Source organism: Nitrospira sp. M1 (genome assembly GCF_965152605.1).
Map to the genome: position 1 here is coordinate 1,264,640 of NZ_OZ224217.1, position 15,776 is coordinate 1,280,415.

The window sequence follows — 15,776 nt, forward strand, 5'->3', positions numbered from 1 at the left end:
TCCGTCTCGTTCCTGTTCAATCTAAACGGATCAATATCGTGGGTCGTCGGTAATTCACTTCCATGAGCTTTTTTAGATTGGCGCTTGAGACTGTTGAGTGTACTTTTCAGGAACATCCACATGATATCCTGTGCTTTCTGTCTTCAATTTTGTTCTTGCTGCGGACTTGCGTTGGAAGAATGTGAGTTGCGGTTTTGTCTACGGTTCTTGGTCTAAGGTCTGTGGTGCGAAACGGATGAGCAGGGATTGCCTGGGATGGAGAGTATATTTGTGTGGGCCGGAATGACCTTGGAAATGTCATAAAATCCCCCTCTTCCTTGAGGCGATAGGATGCTTCAATATTCATAGCATTGAACAGCCTTATGGTCTGAAGGAGGTGAGCAAGTAATATTCCATGTTATGTGTCAAAATTATATTTTTAAATAAAACAGTATGTTATGTGAGTTACGGCATGGAACATTTATGTTTTTCAGTTAATGCATGAAGGATATCGCCTACATGTTCAATGGTCTGCAAGAGCGTATATTTCTAAATTTCCCCTATGGGCATTGGTCATTAGATAACTGTAGGCTGTGGAATACACTAGGCAGCAATACAGTTATGAGCCGTTAGTGGGTATAAATCATACGTATGAAAAGTATTTCCTCAGGCTTAAATGCACGAAAAAAAGTCAGAGGCTAATTTGATTCTTGGGAGAAAAAGCGTAGACAATAGCATAGGCGTTGCTTCACATCCTGTCATTTCATTCCTGATTGAGTAAACGAATCAAGGAGGAGTCAGTATGGCTGTTCAAGTCTTTGGTGTGAATCATGTGGTGATCGAAGTTGACGATGCGCAAAAGGCTGTTGAATTCTATCGTGATGTTTTTCAACTTGAAATGCTTAGAGGTGGAGAGGGAGCCGCTTGGTGTAAGTTGGGTGAACATCAATTTCTCGCCATCTTTGAAGTTGAAGAACTCAAACCTGATCGGATGAAGCACTTTGGGATTATGGTGCGAGACGAAGCGCAAATTCACGAAGTTCGTGAGAAAATCACCGGCAAGTATGGCCTATCGGTTCACCCGGATTTTCGCTGTGATTTTCGCGATCCGTGGGGGAATCGGATTCAAGTTGGCGACCTTCATGATGAGTCGCTAGTCTGGTTGCTGCCATATCGTGAGATTCAAGATGCGAATATTTCGTTTTCTCAATGAGTGTGCAAGGCCATGAGAGGCAGTGCTTTCGTGCAGAAAGAAGAATGAATGAGTAAACGACATCATAGGATCTCTCAAGTCGACCCACCAGGTGAGAGTCATCCGCAATTGTCTGAAACTATGAATTCCCGTATGGTGACACGACGTTCAATGTTAAAAATGGGTGTCGGAGCTGCGGGTTGGCTGGCAACTTCGGGTGTTGGGTTCGCGGCTCTTTGTCCGTCTGTCACGACGCCTCGGCAGACTCGCGGTCCATATTTTCCGTATGACCTTGTGGTGTCGCATCCGATTCGAGAAAGTGAAGATGAACGCGTATCGCTCATTGAAGCTAACGATAATGATTTGACACGCATTAAAGGCAAAGAAGGAATTGCCAAAGGCCACATCATCTATTTTCAGGGTCAGGTGTTGCAGTCGCTGGCTCAAGCGCAGGAACAGTCTGATGATTGTCAGCCGTTGGCTGGGACAACGGTTTTTCTTTGGCAAGCGAATTTTTCTGGACGATACAATCATCAAAGAGACGAGATGACACAGGCACGCTTCCGGCATCCTGTATCTGGCAGCATGATCGAACGAGTGCATGATGAGTTTTTTCAATATTGGGGAAAGGCCTTGACGGACGAGCAGGGACGATTTCAATTTAAAACGATTCTTCCTGGATTCTATCCTGCGGCAGATGGTTGGTATCGACCTCCCCATTTACATTTTTCTATACATGCCCCCGGCTATCCAGAACTTGTGACGCAAACCTATTTTACCGGGCAAGCCCTTCCTGATCGTGATATCATTCATCAGCTGAATCGTCACGATCATATATTGCAAGACCCTCATATGAGTACGAAACAGCGGGAGCAGGTCATTATAGACTATCAGCGAGATCCTACTGGAGTGTTCACTGATGGTCTTGTCGGTACATGTCAATTTCTTCTGCCTTCTTAGTTGATTTCTCCCTTTCTTGTCAGATACTTTCCCTTTTTTCGCAAAATTTCCCCTACTTTTTACAAGCCTGTCAGTTGTGGCTGGTAACGTGAAATTCCATCCTAGTCCATGGGGCTACGCAGGAATTTCATCGCGGGATGCACATTTTGTATAGGCATTAGCGTCCTTGTATGTAAATATGGGAGTGAAAACGTATGAAATGCTAAAGCGAATCCACATATAGAAAATTTACGAAAAGAGCCTTGACTTGGAAGTCGTTGGTTCCATAGCCTGCAGGTAGTTGAAAACTCGAGTATTTTAAGGAGGGAAAGAAAGTATGATGTATGTGAAGCAGGGGCTTTTTACCATTCTCAGCCTAGGCCTTGTCATTGTGTTGATGAATGGCTGTAGTGCGAAATCACAATCTCGGGTTATGAGTGAAGAGTCAGATGTTGCTCAACTTCAAGAGCCAGTTGAACCATCGGAGAGTGGAATTAGTACATCGTCTGTGGATTCACCAGTCGATCCTCCGAGTCAATCTCATGAAGACGAAGGATTGTCGCAATCGATTTTTGCTTCACCTCAAGAAGGCCAGGGACAATTGTCAGATGCTTTCATGCCACAAGAGGGGAGTGAGGTAGGACAGGGAAACCTCCCTGGTGGTCATGGGCATGACGGATCGCTAGCCGAGGTGCAACTTGATGAAGAGCCAATGGAGATCGCAAAGCTTATACCTAGTGAGCCAGAAATTTCCTCCGACGAGAGAAAGGAAGAGGTTCTCCACAACTTGCAGGATGTGTTTTTTGATTATGATCGATTTAGGCTTCGCGCAGATGAGTTTCCTGAATTGACGACCAATGCGGAAGTGTTGGCATCGCAATTAGCGGGGCGGACAATTGTGCTTCAAGGACATTGTGATGAGCGTGGAACGGAAAGCTACAATATGATCCTTGGTAAACGTCGAGCACGAGCCGTGAGAGATTATTTAGTTGATCTCGGAGTTCCAGGAGAGAGCTTAACGGTTTTGAGCATGGGGAAGGAAAAACCCTTTTGCACCGAACAAACTCCGGAGTGCTGGCAGGAAAATCGTCGGGTACATTTTGTGATACAGTAGTGCTAACGGTTCATTAACGCACGTTTGTTTTGCAGGCATCTCTTCCATCTCCCCATCCCGAAAGATGGGGAGATGGAGATACTTCCTCCACTTTTTCCTCGTGTCTATTTCTATTTTTTCATGCTTTGCCTTTCGGTATGATGGCATGTTCCGTCACGTCGTCCAACTCATCGCTCTGCTAGTGGCTATTGGGTATTATCCCTTGCATGCGGTCGCAGCTCAGCCTTCCGATATGTCTTCACAAAATCAGAAGGCGCTAGAGACGTCCTTGCTCTATGTGTCCGATTATTTTTCCTTTGTTGGCAAGGATGCACATGGGCATGTCGCCTTTGCTTTGGACAACAATCGAGGGAAAGATGATGAGGCCTACCAAGCTGAACATTTTGTCGTGCTGCATGACGAGCAGCAGGGGTGGATCGATATGCAGGGGAGCGGCTCGTACGAAAACCTTGCCGATGATCTTATCGCTATCCCTGATTCTTCTGCCTTTCAATTTCTTGGAACCCCTGAAACTGGAATGACTATCATAAGCGAATCCAATGCGTTATCGTTGACGATATCCGCCATCTCACCAGCGTATTCGAAAACCCATAAGGGAGGGGAGATGTGGGTAGGGTCGGCTTCGAGTACGCTTCAATGGAAGAACCGTACGTTGAAGGGGCGTGTGATATATGAATATTTGATGATTCCTGATTTTAATCGTCTTTCGCGAACGTATTGGGGGCTGTGGAAAGAATTTCAGGGATTCTACCTTTCACTTGATGGAGCGGGTGATCTGTATGTCCACAGTCAGCAAAGCGACATGCTTGCTCCGTTGGTAGGAACGCTCGATGGATTTATGTCACGAGAAGGAAAGGCTGAGCGTTTTCAAATTTTGCAGTTGACCCCACTCAGTTTTAGTCAGGGATTTGGATTGTATCGGTGGCCCATGGGGTGGGCGATTCGTTGGGTCACTGCGAAAGGGGGCGGAAGTGTCCAGCTCAAGCTGTCGGAATTTCATCGGGTTGCCAATTGGGTTATCGGCGGATTTGCTATGGGCATTGTTCAGGGAAACGCAACCTACCGTGGAAAGACTTTTCCTGTGTATGGATTAGTCGAGCTTATCATGTAAAAATTCTGCAAGCGTACACCGTATTACTCGGCTCCATGAGCGGGGATTGGCTGATCGTCCTGTTTATGAATGCCCTTCATGGTGGAGCTGTTATTCCTCGACGACTTGTTCTAGCTCCGCGGCATGGCCATCATTCGTGATTTCGGCTTTCACTTTTGCTCCAGGCTGAACGTTTCCAGTGACGGAGGTTCTTCCGTCAACCTGGACGCGTTGTTCGTCGCCTTCCTGATCCATGATGACATACTCGTCTCCTTCAATCGTCAGTAATGTCCCTTCAAGCGTGTTTGATCCAAGTGAAAAGAGGCTGCTGCCAAATGTGTCTGAAGCACTGTGGACGAAAGAAACGGATGTCAAGCCGAGGATGCTCCATACTGCGATGAACACTAACGTTTTTTTCATGATCGATCTCCATGGTTCGGGGTCGAGAATTTTTTATGAGATAGTTAATGTTATAGCAAAGATAATGCCAAGAGAACGGAACAGAGAGAATCTTTGAGGAAATCAATAAGATAGACAGATTGCATTCTTGCACGGCTTCTGCTCACGATGAGGTTGATGAATGAAACACCCTACAGTTTGAGGTGAGATTCTGTATTATTGAGGAGTTGAAACCTCCATGGTATCCCATTGACAGAAAGCTGCTTATCGTGATGATGCGAAGATTATGATGACGTGTGTGCTACGCGATTGCTATGGGTGGGTACATGGGAGCACGTTGACAGTAGTTTATGTATAGACTATATATATAAAAACTGTATGGAGACCTTTAACCTTCAAGATGATCCCTATTTGAAAGTTCTTCGACCTCTTGTCGAAGCCTATCAAGCGATTTTCGAAGTCGGCGATCGTCACATTCGTTCCATGGGGTTAACCCCTGCGCAGTTTGATGTCATCGCAGAGTTGTGGGGAACGAATGGTCTAACGGCCGTCGAACTTTCTCAATCGACATTACTGGCCAAGGCCAGTTTAACTGGAATAATCGATCGATTAGAAACCAAGGGGCTTGTTGAGCGACATGCGATACCTGGCGATCGTCGATCGATGAAAGTCAAGCTAACCAAGTCAGGAACTGCCCTGCATCGTAAATGCTTTCCGGCCCAAGCCAAGATGATGCGTCCATATTTTGAACGTGCGCTCAGTCAACGTGATGTGAACGTGCTACAAGAGTTGTTAGTGAGTTTGCGCGATAGTTGTCGAAAACGATAAAAGTCTTCTTGCTCCTGAAAAGTTTCTGGAGATAAGAAACGCATTCGGATGTTTGGTTGATAAAAGTTAAAGGGGATGCGTGATGAAAATTGCGGTGATTGGAGCAAGCGGGACAATCGGTGGTGCCGTGGTAAAAGAATTGAACCCGCGTCATGAGATTGTGACGGTAGGGCATCGAAGCGGAGATGTGACGGTTGATATTACGTCAGCGGCGTCAATTCAACGCATGTTTCAAGCAATTGGTAAGGTTGATGCCGTAGTCTCTGCCACGGGAAGCGCGCATTTTGGCCCATTCGAGACCCTAACGGAAAAAGAATTTTCAATGGGCATCAGCAACAAATTAATGGGGCAAATTAATCTCGTCTTAGTTGGTCGAGATTTTGTGAACGATGGTGGGTCATTTACTGTCACAAGTGGGGTATTAAGTCACGATCCCATTTACTGTGGTGCGGCTGTGACGACGGTCAATGCCGGGCTTGAAGGATTTGTGCTGGGCGCGGCGATTGAAATGCCGAGAGGGATTCGAATCAATGCTGTGAGTCCGGAAGTAGTTGAAGAATCGATGGAACGAATCGGCTCGTTTTTTCGAGGACATATTCCAGTCCCTGTATCGAAAGTCGCGTTGGCTTATAGTAAGAGTGTTGAAGGCCGTTTAACCGGACAGGTTTTCCATGCGCAGTAAGGATTGGTGTACGAGGAAAGGTCGATGAGTCAACATCCCGATGCCATGCCACCTTCTCCGCTCGTTATTCTTGAGATGATGAATGCGCATCAACGGAGCGCGGTCCTCAAGGCTGGAGTCGACTTGGAGGTGTTTACAGCTATAGATGAAGGCTATCTTACCGTTGAGGCGCTTTCGACACGATGCAATGCTTCAACGCGAGGTCTGCGGATGTTACTTGATGGTCTGACAATTCTTGGACTGTTGACGAAAGATCATGCGGGGTATCGACTGCCCCGTGATTCCAAGGCGTTTCTGGTGAAGACATCGCAAGCCTATCTAGGTGGGATGACGGAGTTTTTGTTGTCACCGCCGCTCTATGACGGGTTTCGTCATCTCACAGAAGCGGTGAGGAAGGGAGGGACGGCTCTCGATGAACAGGGAACCACGGCGGACGCCCATCCGGAATGGGTGAGTTTTGCGCGAGCGATGGTTCCCATGATGATCGGTCCTGCCACGTGGATTGCTAATTTCCTTCAGCAACAGGGGCAGGCGGTTAACAAAGTCCTCGATATAGCGGCAGGTCACGGGATGTTCGGTGTGGAGATAGGCAAGGTATTTCCCGAGGCCACAATATATGCGCTTGATTGGGAGCCTGTGCTCGCAGTCGCAAAGGAAAATGCCAGAGCCGCATCACTGGAAGATCGCTATGAGACGATTGTCGGCAGTGCATTTAATGAGAATTATGGTTCGGAATATGATGTGATTCTTCTTGCCAATTTCCTGCATCATTTTGATCGGGAAACCTGTGTTGCGCTCCTGAAAAACGTGCATGCGGCGCTTCGTCTCGATGGGCGAGTGGTCACGTTAGAGTTTATTCCCAACGATGATCGGATCAGCCCCGCCTCGGCGGACTTTGCCTTGATCATGCTTGCGACCACGCCAGCCGGCGATGCCTATACCTTCTCTGAATTGGAAGAGATGTTTCATCTATCGGGATTTGGTGCAAGCGAGATGTATGAGGTTCCAAATTCAAAAGAGCATGTTATGATCACGTCAAAGTCGAAACGGTAACGTCGTATGACAACTTCCCTGACTCCTATACTTGTCTATGTTACAGATCCCATGTGTTCGTGGTGTTGGGGGTTCGCTCCGGTTATGGAAATGGTGCGACAGCGATACGAACACCGGCTTGTCTTAGAGGTTCGAGTGGGGGGATTGAGGCCTGGCAATACCGAGCGCTTTGACGATCAGCGGAAAAATTATATCCTTGGTCATTGGCGAGCCGTTCATGATCGAACGGGACAACCCTTTAATTTTGCATGTCAAATGGGTGCAGATTTTACGTATGATACGGAACCGGCGGCCCGTGCCATTGTGGTCATGCGGGCTCTGCTTCCAGATCGTGTCTTCTCATATTTGCACGATATTCAAAAAGCGTTTTATGTGAACAATATCGATGTAACGAAGGAAGCCGTGTTAGCTGAGTTGGCACAGCCACATGGACTGACCAACGAGCAATTCCTTGAGTCTTTTCGAAGCGCGGAAGTCAAAAATGCGGTGTGGAGTGAGTTTGACCAGGTTCGGGAGTGGGGCGTCAATGGATTTCCAACGCTTCTAGCAAGGCAGAACGGAGAAGCGACCATGCTGACGCACGGGTATCAATCAATCGATGTCCTTGGCCCGGTCATCGATACTTGGTTGAATGCAGCAGTCTCCCAGTGATGAGCACGGCGTTGGCCGTCTGTTACTCATGGTGAAGTGAATGTGTGGCCATGCAACGTTCTGTTCGTGCAGATCATATTTTTAATCAGGAGGTGAATGTCATGAAGCCGGTAGCAAAAATGAAAACAGTGGTGATGATCGCAGCGATGAGCTTATTCATGAGTACGGCCTGGGCATCTGCCGAGGTGACGCGGTGGAAGATTGACCCTGCTCATTCGACGATCGGGTTTCAAGTGAAGCATATGGTTGTGTCCAAAACCAAAGGGAAGTTTTTGCATTATACGAGCGTCGTGGAAATGGATGCTGAGGCCAAAAAGTTTAAAACCATTGAGGCGGAGATTCAGACCAAGTCAATCTTTACCGACCATGAAAAGCGGGATGAGCATCTCCGAAGTCCCGATTTCTTCGATGTTGAGAAATATCCCACCATGACCTACAAAATGAAAAGTTATAAGAAGACCGGTGACAACTATACCGCCATTGGAGATATTACCTTACGCGGTGTCACAAAAGAGCTGACGCTTGTGGGGACGTTTAATGGTGTTGCTAAAGACCCTTGGGGGAATATGCGTGCAGGATTTACGGCAGAAGGCACGTTAAACCGAAAAGATTTTGGGATGGAGTTTAGTAAAATGCTGGACAACGGTGGCTTGATGGTCGGTGACGAAGTCCAAATTTTGCTGGAAATTGAGGTGATTCAAGAGGCCAGTGCGCCAGCCGCCAAAGCGACAAAGGGATAATGGTGAATGGCTGTGGCATGGTGGCGGTCCCTAGCACCCACGGAAATGGGTCTGGAGGAATGACAAACGTGATGAAGAAGATGTCAGGCGAGTGTCACGCCCTAGGTGAATGAAAATTGTACTTTTGCGCCTATGGCTCATGGTATTGATCCTTCGTCGTGATGGCCGCCAATGATAATGAGATGCTTCCGGCTCCCCGCAGCTTGCCCAACGACTTGCTCAAAGACCGCCCTCGAGTTGCCTGATGTTTTTTCAGTCTCAATGTCGTCTCAATAGATCATTGACGGTACGGGCATTCAAAATCTGTGCATTCGATCAGTCTGCGTAAAGCGGGTGTTAAAACAAGCAGGCTATTTCAACATGTGTCGTTGGATAGCCTGCTTGGCCTTCATCGCGAGCGCAACAAAATTTTCTACGATCGGCAAAGGCGGGGCTGATCGATAGTGTAGCACGGTCGGAATTGATGGTTTTTGTTTGTCGATCGGAACAAACACACAGCCCTTCGTATACAATCTTCGGACACATCCCGGTACGACCGATACTCCAAGGCCGGCTGCGACTTCGGTGAGCACCGTTTGCATATTACCCGGCTGACTATAAATCCTCGGCGCGAATTTTTCACGTTGGCACGCACTGACAATCTGGTCGAACAGGCCAACGGCTTCATTGCGTGTGAACAAGACAAAGGGCTCTGTTCCCAGTTCACGCAACCGCAGGCTTTTCGCATTTGCATGTACATGAGTTTCGGGAAGGACTGCGATCAACGTATCCACGTAGATTTCCTCTGCGGAAAAACCAATACGTTCAGTCTGACTCATTGGACGGGAAAAGCCCACATCCAACTGTCCCGCTGAAAAGGCCTCAACTTGTTGTCGCACGGTCATTTCCTGAAGGCTGATTTGTACATCCGGGTAGTGCGTTGAATATCCCCTCACCAATTCGGGCATGAAACTAAAACAGGCGGATCCTAAGTAGCCGATGCGTAAGCGTCCAATTTCTCCACGGGCGGCCCGTTGGACATGCTCTTTCGCCTGCCGTTCGCGGGAGAGAATCTCTTGGGCTTCGCGTAGGAGGCTTTGACCAGCCGCTGTGAACTTTACTTCCCTGGTGTTGCGCCAGAAAAGGCGTACTCCAAGTTCATCTTCCAGATCAGATATATGCCTGCTGATCGCGGGCTGCACCGTGTTGAGTTCCCGTGCGGCGGCTGAAAAACTTTTTAGCGAGGCCACCGCCATGAAACTTCTGAGGGTTCGTATTTCCACAATTCATTTATAGCATAAATATATAAGTATTATAAAATTAAAACATTTCTCTTATGAGTGGTGGGTGTGTATCCTATGTCTTGTATTCCACATGAGGTTTGATGGTTTACTCAAAAAAGAAAGGATAAATCATGGCAACGAAGAAAATCATTTCCGTGGTGGTGCAGCCTGCTTGCAGGTTGCTCGTAGTGGCTCTTGGGACGTTCGTCTTGAGCCAAGGAGTCATGGCCGAAGAGATGCCTTCTTTCACAACCGGGTTGGCTCACACGGTCAATCCGGGTCTTTACACGTGCAGAGGAGCCAAAGCGCGTGTGAGTGCAGTTGGAAAGATCGGGGCTGAAGATGGCACGGAGTGGATCGTGCCGGCGAAGACGCACTTCCAGAGTGCAGAGAAGGCATCGGACCTTTTCAATCAATGTGATGACGTCCAGTTGCGCCATCCTTCAGAGCTTGATCCGAAAACCGTCCCTGTGATGGACGCCGGCGGTACAGAGAACTTTACGGCCTATATCTTTGCCGACAATTATTTTGAGTTATACGTGAACGGTCGGTTGCTGGCCGTCGATGCGGTTCCTTTCACGCCGTTTAATAGCAGTGTCATTCGATTTATGGTTGATCGCCCGTTTTCTGTGGCTGTCTTGGCGGTTGATTGGGAAGAACATCTTGGATTGGGCTCAGAGAACAACAGAGGACAGGCCTATCACCCAGGGGACGCCGGGTTCGTTGCCGTGATCAAGGACGAAAGCGGAAAGACCGTCACGATAACGAATGGCACCTGGAGAGCCCAGACATTTTACATTGCGCCCCTGCAAGATCGCTCATGTCTGAAAGTGCAGAACCAGCGCAGAGACAGCTCCGCCTGTTCGACGAAAAGTGTTCAAGATGGAAGATCATTTTCAGCTGCGCATTGGACTCTTCCCAAAAACTGGTTTGTTGAGAATTATGATGACAGTGCCTGGCCACAAGCCTCCGTCTTCACGAATGATACGGTCGGCGTTGATAACAAGCCGGCATTCATGAACTTTACGGATGTCTTTGATGATCCGAAGGCAGATGCCGAGTTCATCTGGTCATCGAATCTGGTTCTCGACAATCTGGTCTTACTGCGAAAAACGGTCGAGTGATGTCCGGTGTAAGAATGTCTTAAACAGAATCGAATCATTAGGAGACTCATGAAATGACGAGCAACAATTTGGCTGAAAACTCTGGTTCAAGAGAAAAAGAACACTATTCGGTCACAGCGATTTTTGTTCTCGCGTCTTCATCGAACTAGAAAGAAGTGGAACCCATTCGAATGTTTTTTTAATAATTTCAAAAAGGAGGACATCATGAAACGTCTCATTCATCTCCACATCGTTGCTGTATCAATTTTTTTAGCCATGTTTTTGATCATGGCAGGTATTGGACAGGCGGATGCGCTCAGCGAAGGACATAAGAAGGTTGACGGAGTGGTGACAGCCGATCAAGGTGGTATTATTACTCTCAAAACGCCAACGGGCAATCTACAGCTGAATGCGAACGATGCCCGTCGACATGGACAAACCGTTCCAAAGGTTGGTGATGCCATGACCGTTGTTCTGGATGAAAACAACGCGGTAATTGAGGCCCATCCTAAAGGCGAAGAGGGTCATCATCACTTTTACACCGGGAAACTCGTGTATATGGGGAAAATGAACAAGGAGATTAAACTGGAAACCATCGATGGAGAAAAAGTGTTCCCTCTTGGCCGGCTTGAAATCAAAACGAAAGGCATTGAAGAAGGCGCAGTCGTGACGGTCGAAGTGAATGAAGCGGGCACTGTCATCGACTTGCATCGTGGTTCGCATGGAGAAACAAGCATTAATGCGATGCCGAAAACACCTCAGTGACCAGTTGGGTGACAAGACTGATGTCGTTCGAACTACCGCCAATCGGTGGTAGTTCGAGCGCACTTCGTTTTCACTGTTCTGTTCTTCCTGCAAGCACCATTTTCCTCAAAACGCAACAGACATGACCGTTAAAACGGTATGCCATGTATAATCGTGAGGATGATGAACGATTTTTGGGGTACGGCAGATAGAGCGAGAATAACTCCTTTCAAAGACTACCGCTGACGTTGTATTGTAGGAAGGTAAGACGTGGTATCTTCTTGACGATAATCGGATTATCCGCTTTACTCTTTCCTTGCAATAAACTTTACGGAGGTGGATATTACATCGAGTCATTCACATGATCAGTGGTCACAAACGCTGCTGAATGTCTCAGAGTCCATCTCTGCGCACCGGGATCTCTCTGGACTATTGAAGGCTCTCGCGCAGCATATTCCTCAGGTAATCCGGGTAGATTTTCTCGCACTGGTACTCTATAGCCCTGAGCGGCACATGGTTCAAGATTACCTGATTCACGCGAATGTATCTGCTGACATTGGAGGTGGAAAAGAATGGCATGTGGATGATCATCCAGCGGGAACCGTCGTGCAAAGTCAGGAACCGTTTTTTGTCACGGATATCACCGCTGATCCACGGTATCCCAAGTCGTTTCCGTTAATGCGGGAAGACGGAATTCGGTCGTTGTGTGTACTTCCATTGACGACCGCCTTGCGGCCATTGGGAGCTTTGATCTTTGCCAGTCGAGACGCGGCTACCTATAACGAGATGGATATGAGTTTTCTTGATCAGGTTGCAAGGCAGGTAGCGGTGGCTGTGGACAATGTGTTGCACTTTCAAGATCTCACGCGCGCGCGCGACCGGTCACAACTCTTGCTTGAAGTGACGAATGCCATTGTGTCGACCCTGAATTTAGGTGAACTGTTTGTTTCTCTCAGCACATCCTTACGAAAAGTCATGCCTGACGTCACGACGAGTTTGTATTTATATGATGCGGAGACCGAGGTGTTTCGAAGGTATGGATTAGATTTCCCTGTCGGGAAAGGGGTCATCCCTGCTGGAGAAATCATTGGAAAGGATGAGACGCCCGCTGGAAAGGTTTTTCAGGATCGAACGACTGTGGCGTGGAATGACTCGAACTTGAAAGCATACGACTCAGATACCACACGTCAGTTGTTGGCCGAAGGTATGAAGTCCGGATTATGTGCTCCGCTGCTTATCCGAGGAAAGGTGTTGGGAACGTTGAACATTGCCAGTTTAAACAGTGAGGGTTTTCCTGAAGACGTCCCGACGCTTCTTTCCGAGGTTGCAGGGCAGGTGGCCGTTGCACTAGATAATTCGCTGGCCTATCAACAAATCACGGAATTGAAGCAACAGCTCGAGCAGGAAAATACCTATTTAAAAGATGAAATTCGTACCGAACATGAATTCGACGAAATCATCGGGGAAAGTGTTGAACTGAAGCGCGTGCTCCAACAGGTGGAAATCGTGGCCCCCACCGATTCCACCGTGTTGATCCAAGGAGAAACGGGAACTGGCAAAGAGCTCATAGCTCGAGCGCTTCATCAACGAAGCGGAAGAAATGAACGGACTTTGGTTAAACTCAATTGTGCGGCCATTCCGACCGGCTTGTTGGAAAGTGAATTATTTGGGCACGAACGGGGTGCCTTTACAGGAGCCATCGCGCAAAAGGTTGGACGGTTTGAACTGGCCAACCGTGGCACGATCTTTTTAGATGAAGTGGGAGAGATACCGTTGGAATTGCAATCTAAATTATTACGGGTCTTGCAAGAACAGGAATTCGAGCGTTTGGGGAGTACGCGTACCATCAAAGTCGATGTGCGGTTGGTTGCGGCGACGAACCGGGACTTGGGGGCTATGGTCGAAGCCGGACAGTTTCGCCGTGATTTATACTATCGTCTCAATGTCTTTCCTGTCACGATCCCTGCGCTTCGCGAGCGACCAGTCGACATTCCCATACTTGTTCGTTATTTCACGCAACGGAATGCCGTGCGTATGAACAAAACAATAGAAACCATTCCGAGTAAAGTGACGGAATCCCTCACGCGCTATCATTGGCCGGGAAACATTCGTGAGTTGGAAAATGTCATTGAGCGGGCCGTCATTCTTTCGCAGGGACCCATGCTTTCCATTCCTCTGACTGAACTCAAATCTGTCGCACCAAAGGCGTCACCCTCTCGTCAGTCGAAGTCCACGTTGGAAGGAGTCGAACGCGACCACATCATCGAGGTGCTTCGTGAAACCAAGTGGGTGATTGGCGGCACGGCGGGAGCTGCGGCCCAGTTGGGCATGAAACGGACAACCCTTATCTCGAAAATGAAAAAGCTTGATATTTCCCGGCCCGTCTAATGTCGTTTCCCCAGTATATTCACGTTCAACTGGTACACATGACATTCACTTCGCCCCTCGGGTCAGACGAGACAAGCTCATTTGAAAATCAAACCACTATACCTCTCTTGGTATAAAGTTGTACGCAAAGGGGAATCTGAAGTGCGAACACAATGCGACCTTACTGTTTTATGCCAGGGTCAAGTCTAGTTATATATACTAGTAACTTCTATGACTGATTCCTGCCGAACGGTCTGTGTTGATAGGCTCTTCAATCTGTGCTGAGAGTTTGTAAAGTTATAAAACTAGACTTGACCCTATTATCATACAAACAGACTGGTCCCCATATTCTAAAATGAAGTGCACCACGGTATCCTTATCTCCAGGAGGTGGTGTATGGGAAAGAATTATACGCATTTCGATCACAAAGAACGGACGCTCATCTATTGGTGGCAGAAAGAACGGCTCAGCCTCCGTGAAATGGGGCGACGCTTACGGCGGAGTCATACCAGCATCAGCCGGGAATTGAGACGAAATTGCTGGTTTCGGCAACCGTATTTCCCACGCGGGGCTCAGCTCCTCGCTGGCTCTCGGCTCCACCGTCGCGCAAAGCGCGAGCGCTTAAAGTCGAAACAGGTCCGAGCCTATGTGCAGCAGCAATTACAAATCGGGTGGACCCCGGAATTGATTGCGGGACGCTTAAAGCAGCAGAGGCTTCTGCCTGCGGTGTGCCACGAAGCTATTTATCAATATATTTATCAGGTTACGCCCGACTTGATTGCCTCACTGCCCCGACACCACCCGAAGCGAAAATCGAAGCGGCCGTATCGGAAAACTGGCGAGCGAATCAAGAACCGGACAGGCTTAGAGCACCGTCCCCTCGCCGCCACGGAACGTCGGGAACCCGGGCATTGGGAAACCGATATGCTTGTGGCGGGCCACCGCACACATGGCCTGAATGTCTTGGTCGAGCGCAGGAGTCGCCTGACTCATATCAGTGTCTTGGCCACAAAGACGGCCAGAGACACGCAACAGGCGATCCGGCGTCGGTTGAAGCGTTATCCCCCTGCCCTGCGGCAATCCATCACCTATGATAATGGCAGTGAAAATACCTGCCATGAAAAAATCAATGGAGCTCTGCGCACGCAGTCATTTTTCTGTGCACCGTATCACAGTTGGGAGAAAGGCAGTGTGGAGCAGGTGAATGGATTGATTCGGCGGTTCTTGCCCAAAGGCACGAATTTTCACCACCTGAGACCGGCTGTCTTGAATCGTATTGAAAAGCTTCTAAACAATCGACCTCGAAAGTGTTTAGGCTATCGAACCCCCTATGAAGTCTTTCGCGAAGCCCGTGGTGCACTTCAAGGTTGAATGTGGGGGTAGAATTGAGAGAAGACTGAAGACGAAAATCTCTCTTCGTGTCAAAAGGAGAAGGTCCTTCAAGCGGTAGTGTCTTCCGATATGCATGCTTATTTTCTTTCAGTCTAAGTTGAAGAGCAAATATCTTCCCTGAAGGATCAGGCGGAGGATAGTCAAACTTGTCATGTGAGGCACTGATCCATATTAGTGAAGACAAGTATATGAGAGATAACGCGTTGCAGGTTAAAACCCTTGGTGGACCCACTACCTGACA

15 protein-coding genes are annotated in these 15,776 nt (G+C 48.2%); 13 read left to right on the top strand and 2 right to left on the bottom strand.

Annotated elements, in window-relative coordinates; all coding sequences use genetic code 11:
* Positions 1-781: 781 nt before the first annotated feature.
* The 4 genes from ACWHX8_RS06080 to ACWHX8_RS06095 all read left to right on the top strand — a co-directional run bounded on the left by ACWHX8_RS06080 (position 782) and on the right by ACWHX8_RS06095 (position 4,335).
* The gene (locus ACWHX8_RS06080; RefSeq protein WP_447971069.1) at positions 782-1,192 is read left to right on the top strand and encodes a VOC family protein; all 411 of its coding nucleotides are present in this window, start codon (positions 782-784) and stop codon (positions 1,190-1,192) included.
* Between the two features lie 48 nt (positions 1,193-1,240).
* Positions 1,241-2,131 carry a dioxygenase family protein gene (locus ACWHX8_RS06085; RefSeq protein WP_447971070.1) on the top strand — a complete coding sequence of 297 codons (891 nt, stop codon included), beginning with the start codon at positions 1,241-1,243 and terminating at the stop codon, positions 2,129-2,131.
* A 316-nt stretch (positions 2,132-2,447) separates the two neighbouring features.
* Positions 2,448-3,224 (top strand): OmpA family protein, encoded by a 777-nt coding sequence (locus tag ACWHX8_RS06090; RefSeq protein ID WP_447971071.1) that lies wholly within the window; start codon positions 2,448-2,450, stop codon positions 3,222-3,224.
* 145 nt (positions 3,225-3,369) lie between these two features.
* Complete coding sequence (locus ACWHX8_RS06095) at positions 3,370-4,335, top strand: hypothetical protein (RefSeq protein ID WP_447971072.1); 966 nt, start codon at positions 3,370-3,372, stop codon at positions 4,333-4,335.
* Between the two features lie 90 nt (positions 4,336-4,425).
* Here ACWHX8_RS06095 and ACWHX8_RS06100 read toward each other — a convergent pair whose 3' ends face one another.
* Entirely contained in the window at positions 4,426-4,734 is a 309-nt protein-coding gene (locus ACWHX8_RS06100) for a hypothetical protein (protein ID WP_447971073.1), read from the bottom strand.
* Positions 4,735-5,091: 357 nt separating this feature from the next.
* Between ACWHX8_RS06100 and ACWHX8_RS06105 the strand changes: the two genes are divergently transcribed.
* From ACWHX8_RS06105 to ACWHX8_RS06125, 5 genes are all read left to right on the top strand, one after another.
* Positions 5,092-5,541, top strand: a complete 450-nt coding sequence (locus tag ACWHX8_RS06105) for a MarR family winged helix-turn-helix transcriptional regulator (RefSeq protein WP_447971074.1) — start codon at positions 5,092-5,094, stop codon at positions 5,539-5,541.
* Positions 5,542-5,623: 82 nt separating this feature from the next.
* A complete protein-coding gene (locus tag ACWHX8_RS06110; protein WP_447971075.1) occupies positions 5,624-6,223 on the top strand; it encodes a short chain dehydrogenase in 600 nt (199 codons plus the stop codon).
* Between the two features lie 24 nt (positions 6,224-6,247).
* Positions 6,248-7,276, top strand: a complete 1,029-nt coding sequence (locus tag ACWHX8_RS06115; protein ID WP_447971076.1) for a methyltransferase — start codon at positions 6,248-6,250, stop codon at positions 7,274-7,276.
* A gap of 6 nt (positions 7,277-7,282) precedes the next feature.
* A complete protein-coding gene (locus tag ACWHX8_RS06120) occupies positions 7,283-7,927 on the top strand; it encodes a DsbA family protein (RefSeq protein WP_447971077.1) in 645 nt (214 codons plus the stop codon).
* Between the two features lie 50 nt (positions 7,928-7,977).
* A complete protein-coding gene (locus tag ACWHX8_RS06125; protein ID WP_447971078.1) occupies positions 7,978-8,667 on the top strand; it encodes a YceI family protein in 690 nt (229 codons plus the stop codon).
* Positions 8,668-9,017: 350 nt separating this feature from the next.
* Here ACWHX8_RS06125 and ACWHX8_RS06130 read toward each other — a convergent pair whose 3' ends face one another.
* Positions 9,018-9,929 carry a LysR family transcriptional regulator gene (locus ACWHX8_RS06130; RefSeq protein ID WP_447971079.1) on the bottom strand — a complete coding sequence of 304 codons (912 nt, stop codon included), beginning with the start codon at positions 9,927-9,929 and terminating at the stop codon, positions 9,018-9,020.
* A 131-nt stretch (positions 9,930-10,060) separates the two neighbouring features.
* Here ACWHX8_RS06130 and ACWHX8_RS06135 point away from each other — a divergent pair, with 131 nt between their 5' ends.
* The 4 genes from ACWHX8_RS06135 (at position 10,061) to ACWHX8_RS06150 (ending at position 15,514) form a co-directional block, all read left to right on the top strand.
* Positions 10,061-11,053: a hypothetical protein gene (locus tag ACWHX8_RS06135; RefSeq protein WP_447971080.1), complete on the top strand. Its 993-nt coding sequence runs from the start codon at positions 10,061-10,063 to the stop codon at positions 11,051-11,053.
* A gap of 204 nt (positions 11,054-11,257) precedes the next feature.
* A complete protein-coding gene (locus ACWHX8_RS06140) occupies positions 11,258-11,797 on the top strand; it encodes a hypothetical protein (protein ID WP_447971081.1) in 540 nt (179 codons plus the stop codon).
* A 315-nt stretch (positions 11,798-12,112) separates the two neighbouring features.
* Complete coding sequence (locus tag ACWHX8_RS06145) at positions 12,113-14,164, top strand: sigma 54-interacting transcriptional regulator (RefSeq protein WP_447971082.1); 2,052 nt, start codon at positions 12,113-12,115, stop codon at positions 14,162-14,164.
* A gap of 375 nt (positions 14,165-14,539) precedes the next feature.
* The gene (locus ACWHX8_RS06150) at positions 14,540-15,514 is read left to right on the top strand and encodes an IS30 family transposase (RefSeq protein WP_447971083.1); all 975 of its coding nucleotides are present in this window, start codon (positions 14,540-14,542) and stop codon (positions 15,512-15,514) included.
* The last annotated feature ends 262 nt before the right edge of the window (positions 15,515-15,776 follow it).

Coding starts and splice junctions, on each gene's coding strand:
- ACWHX8_RS06080 (WP_447971069.1), top strand. CDS start 782: ATGGCTGTTCAAGTCTTTGGTGTGAATCATGTGGTGATCGAAGTTGAC.
- ACWHX8_RS06085 (WP_447971070.1), top strand. CDS start 1,241: ATGAGTAAACGACATCATAGGATCTCTCAAGTCGACCCACCAGGTGAG.
- ACWHX8_RS06090 (WP_447971071.1), top strand. CDS start 2,448: ATGATGTATGTGAAGCAGGGGCTTTTTACCATTCTCAGCCTAGGCCTT.
- ACWHX8_RS06095 (WP_447971072.1), top strand. CDS start 3,370: ATGTTCCGTCACGTCGTCCAACTCATCGCTCTGCTAGTGGCTATTGGG.
- ACWHX8_RS06100 (WP_447971073.1), bottom strand. CDS start 4,734: ATGAAAAAAACGTTAGTGTTCATCGCAGTATGGAGCATCCTCGGCTTG.
- ACWHX8_RS06105 (WP_447971074.1), top strand. CDS start 5,092: ATGGAGACCTTTAACCTTCAAGATGATCCCTATTTGAAAGTTCTTCGA.
- ACWHX8_RS06110 (WP_447971075.1), top strand. CDS start 5,624: ATGAAAATTGCGGTGATTGGAGCAAGCGGGACAATCGGTGGTGCCGTG.
- ACWHX8_RS06115 (WP_447971076.1), top strand. CDS start 6,248: ATGAGTCAACATCCCGATGCCATGCCACCTTCTCCGCTCGTTATTCTT.
- ACWHX8_RS06120 (WP_447971077.1), top strand. CDS start 7,283: ATGACAACTTCCCTGACTCCTATACTTGTCTATGTTACAGATCCCATG.
- ACWHX8_RS06125 (WP_447971078.1), top strand. CDS start 7,978: ATGCAACGTTCTGTTCGTGCAGATCATATTTTTAATCAGGAGGTGAAT.
- ACWHX8_RS06135 (WP_447971080.1), top strand. CDS start 10,061: ATGGCAACGAAGAAAATCATTTCCGTGGTGGTGCAGCCTGCTTGCAGG.
- ACWHX8_RS06140 (WP_447971081.1), top strand. CDS start 11,258: ATGAAACGTCTCATTCATCTCCACATCGTTGCTGTATCAATTTTTTTA.
- ACWHX8_RS06150 (WP_447971083.1), top strand. CDS start 14,540: ATGGGAAAGAATTATACGCATTTCGATCACAAAGAACGGACGCTCATC.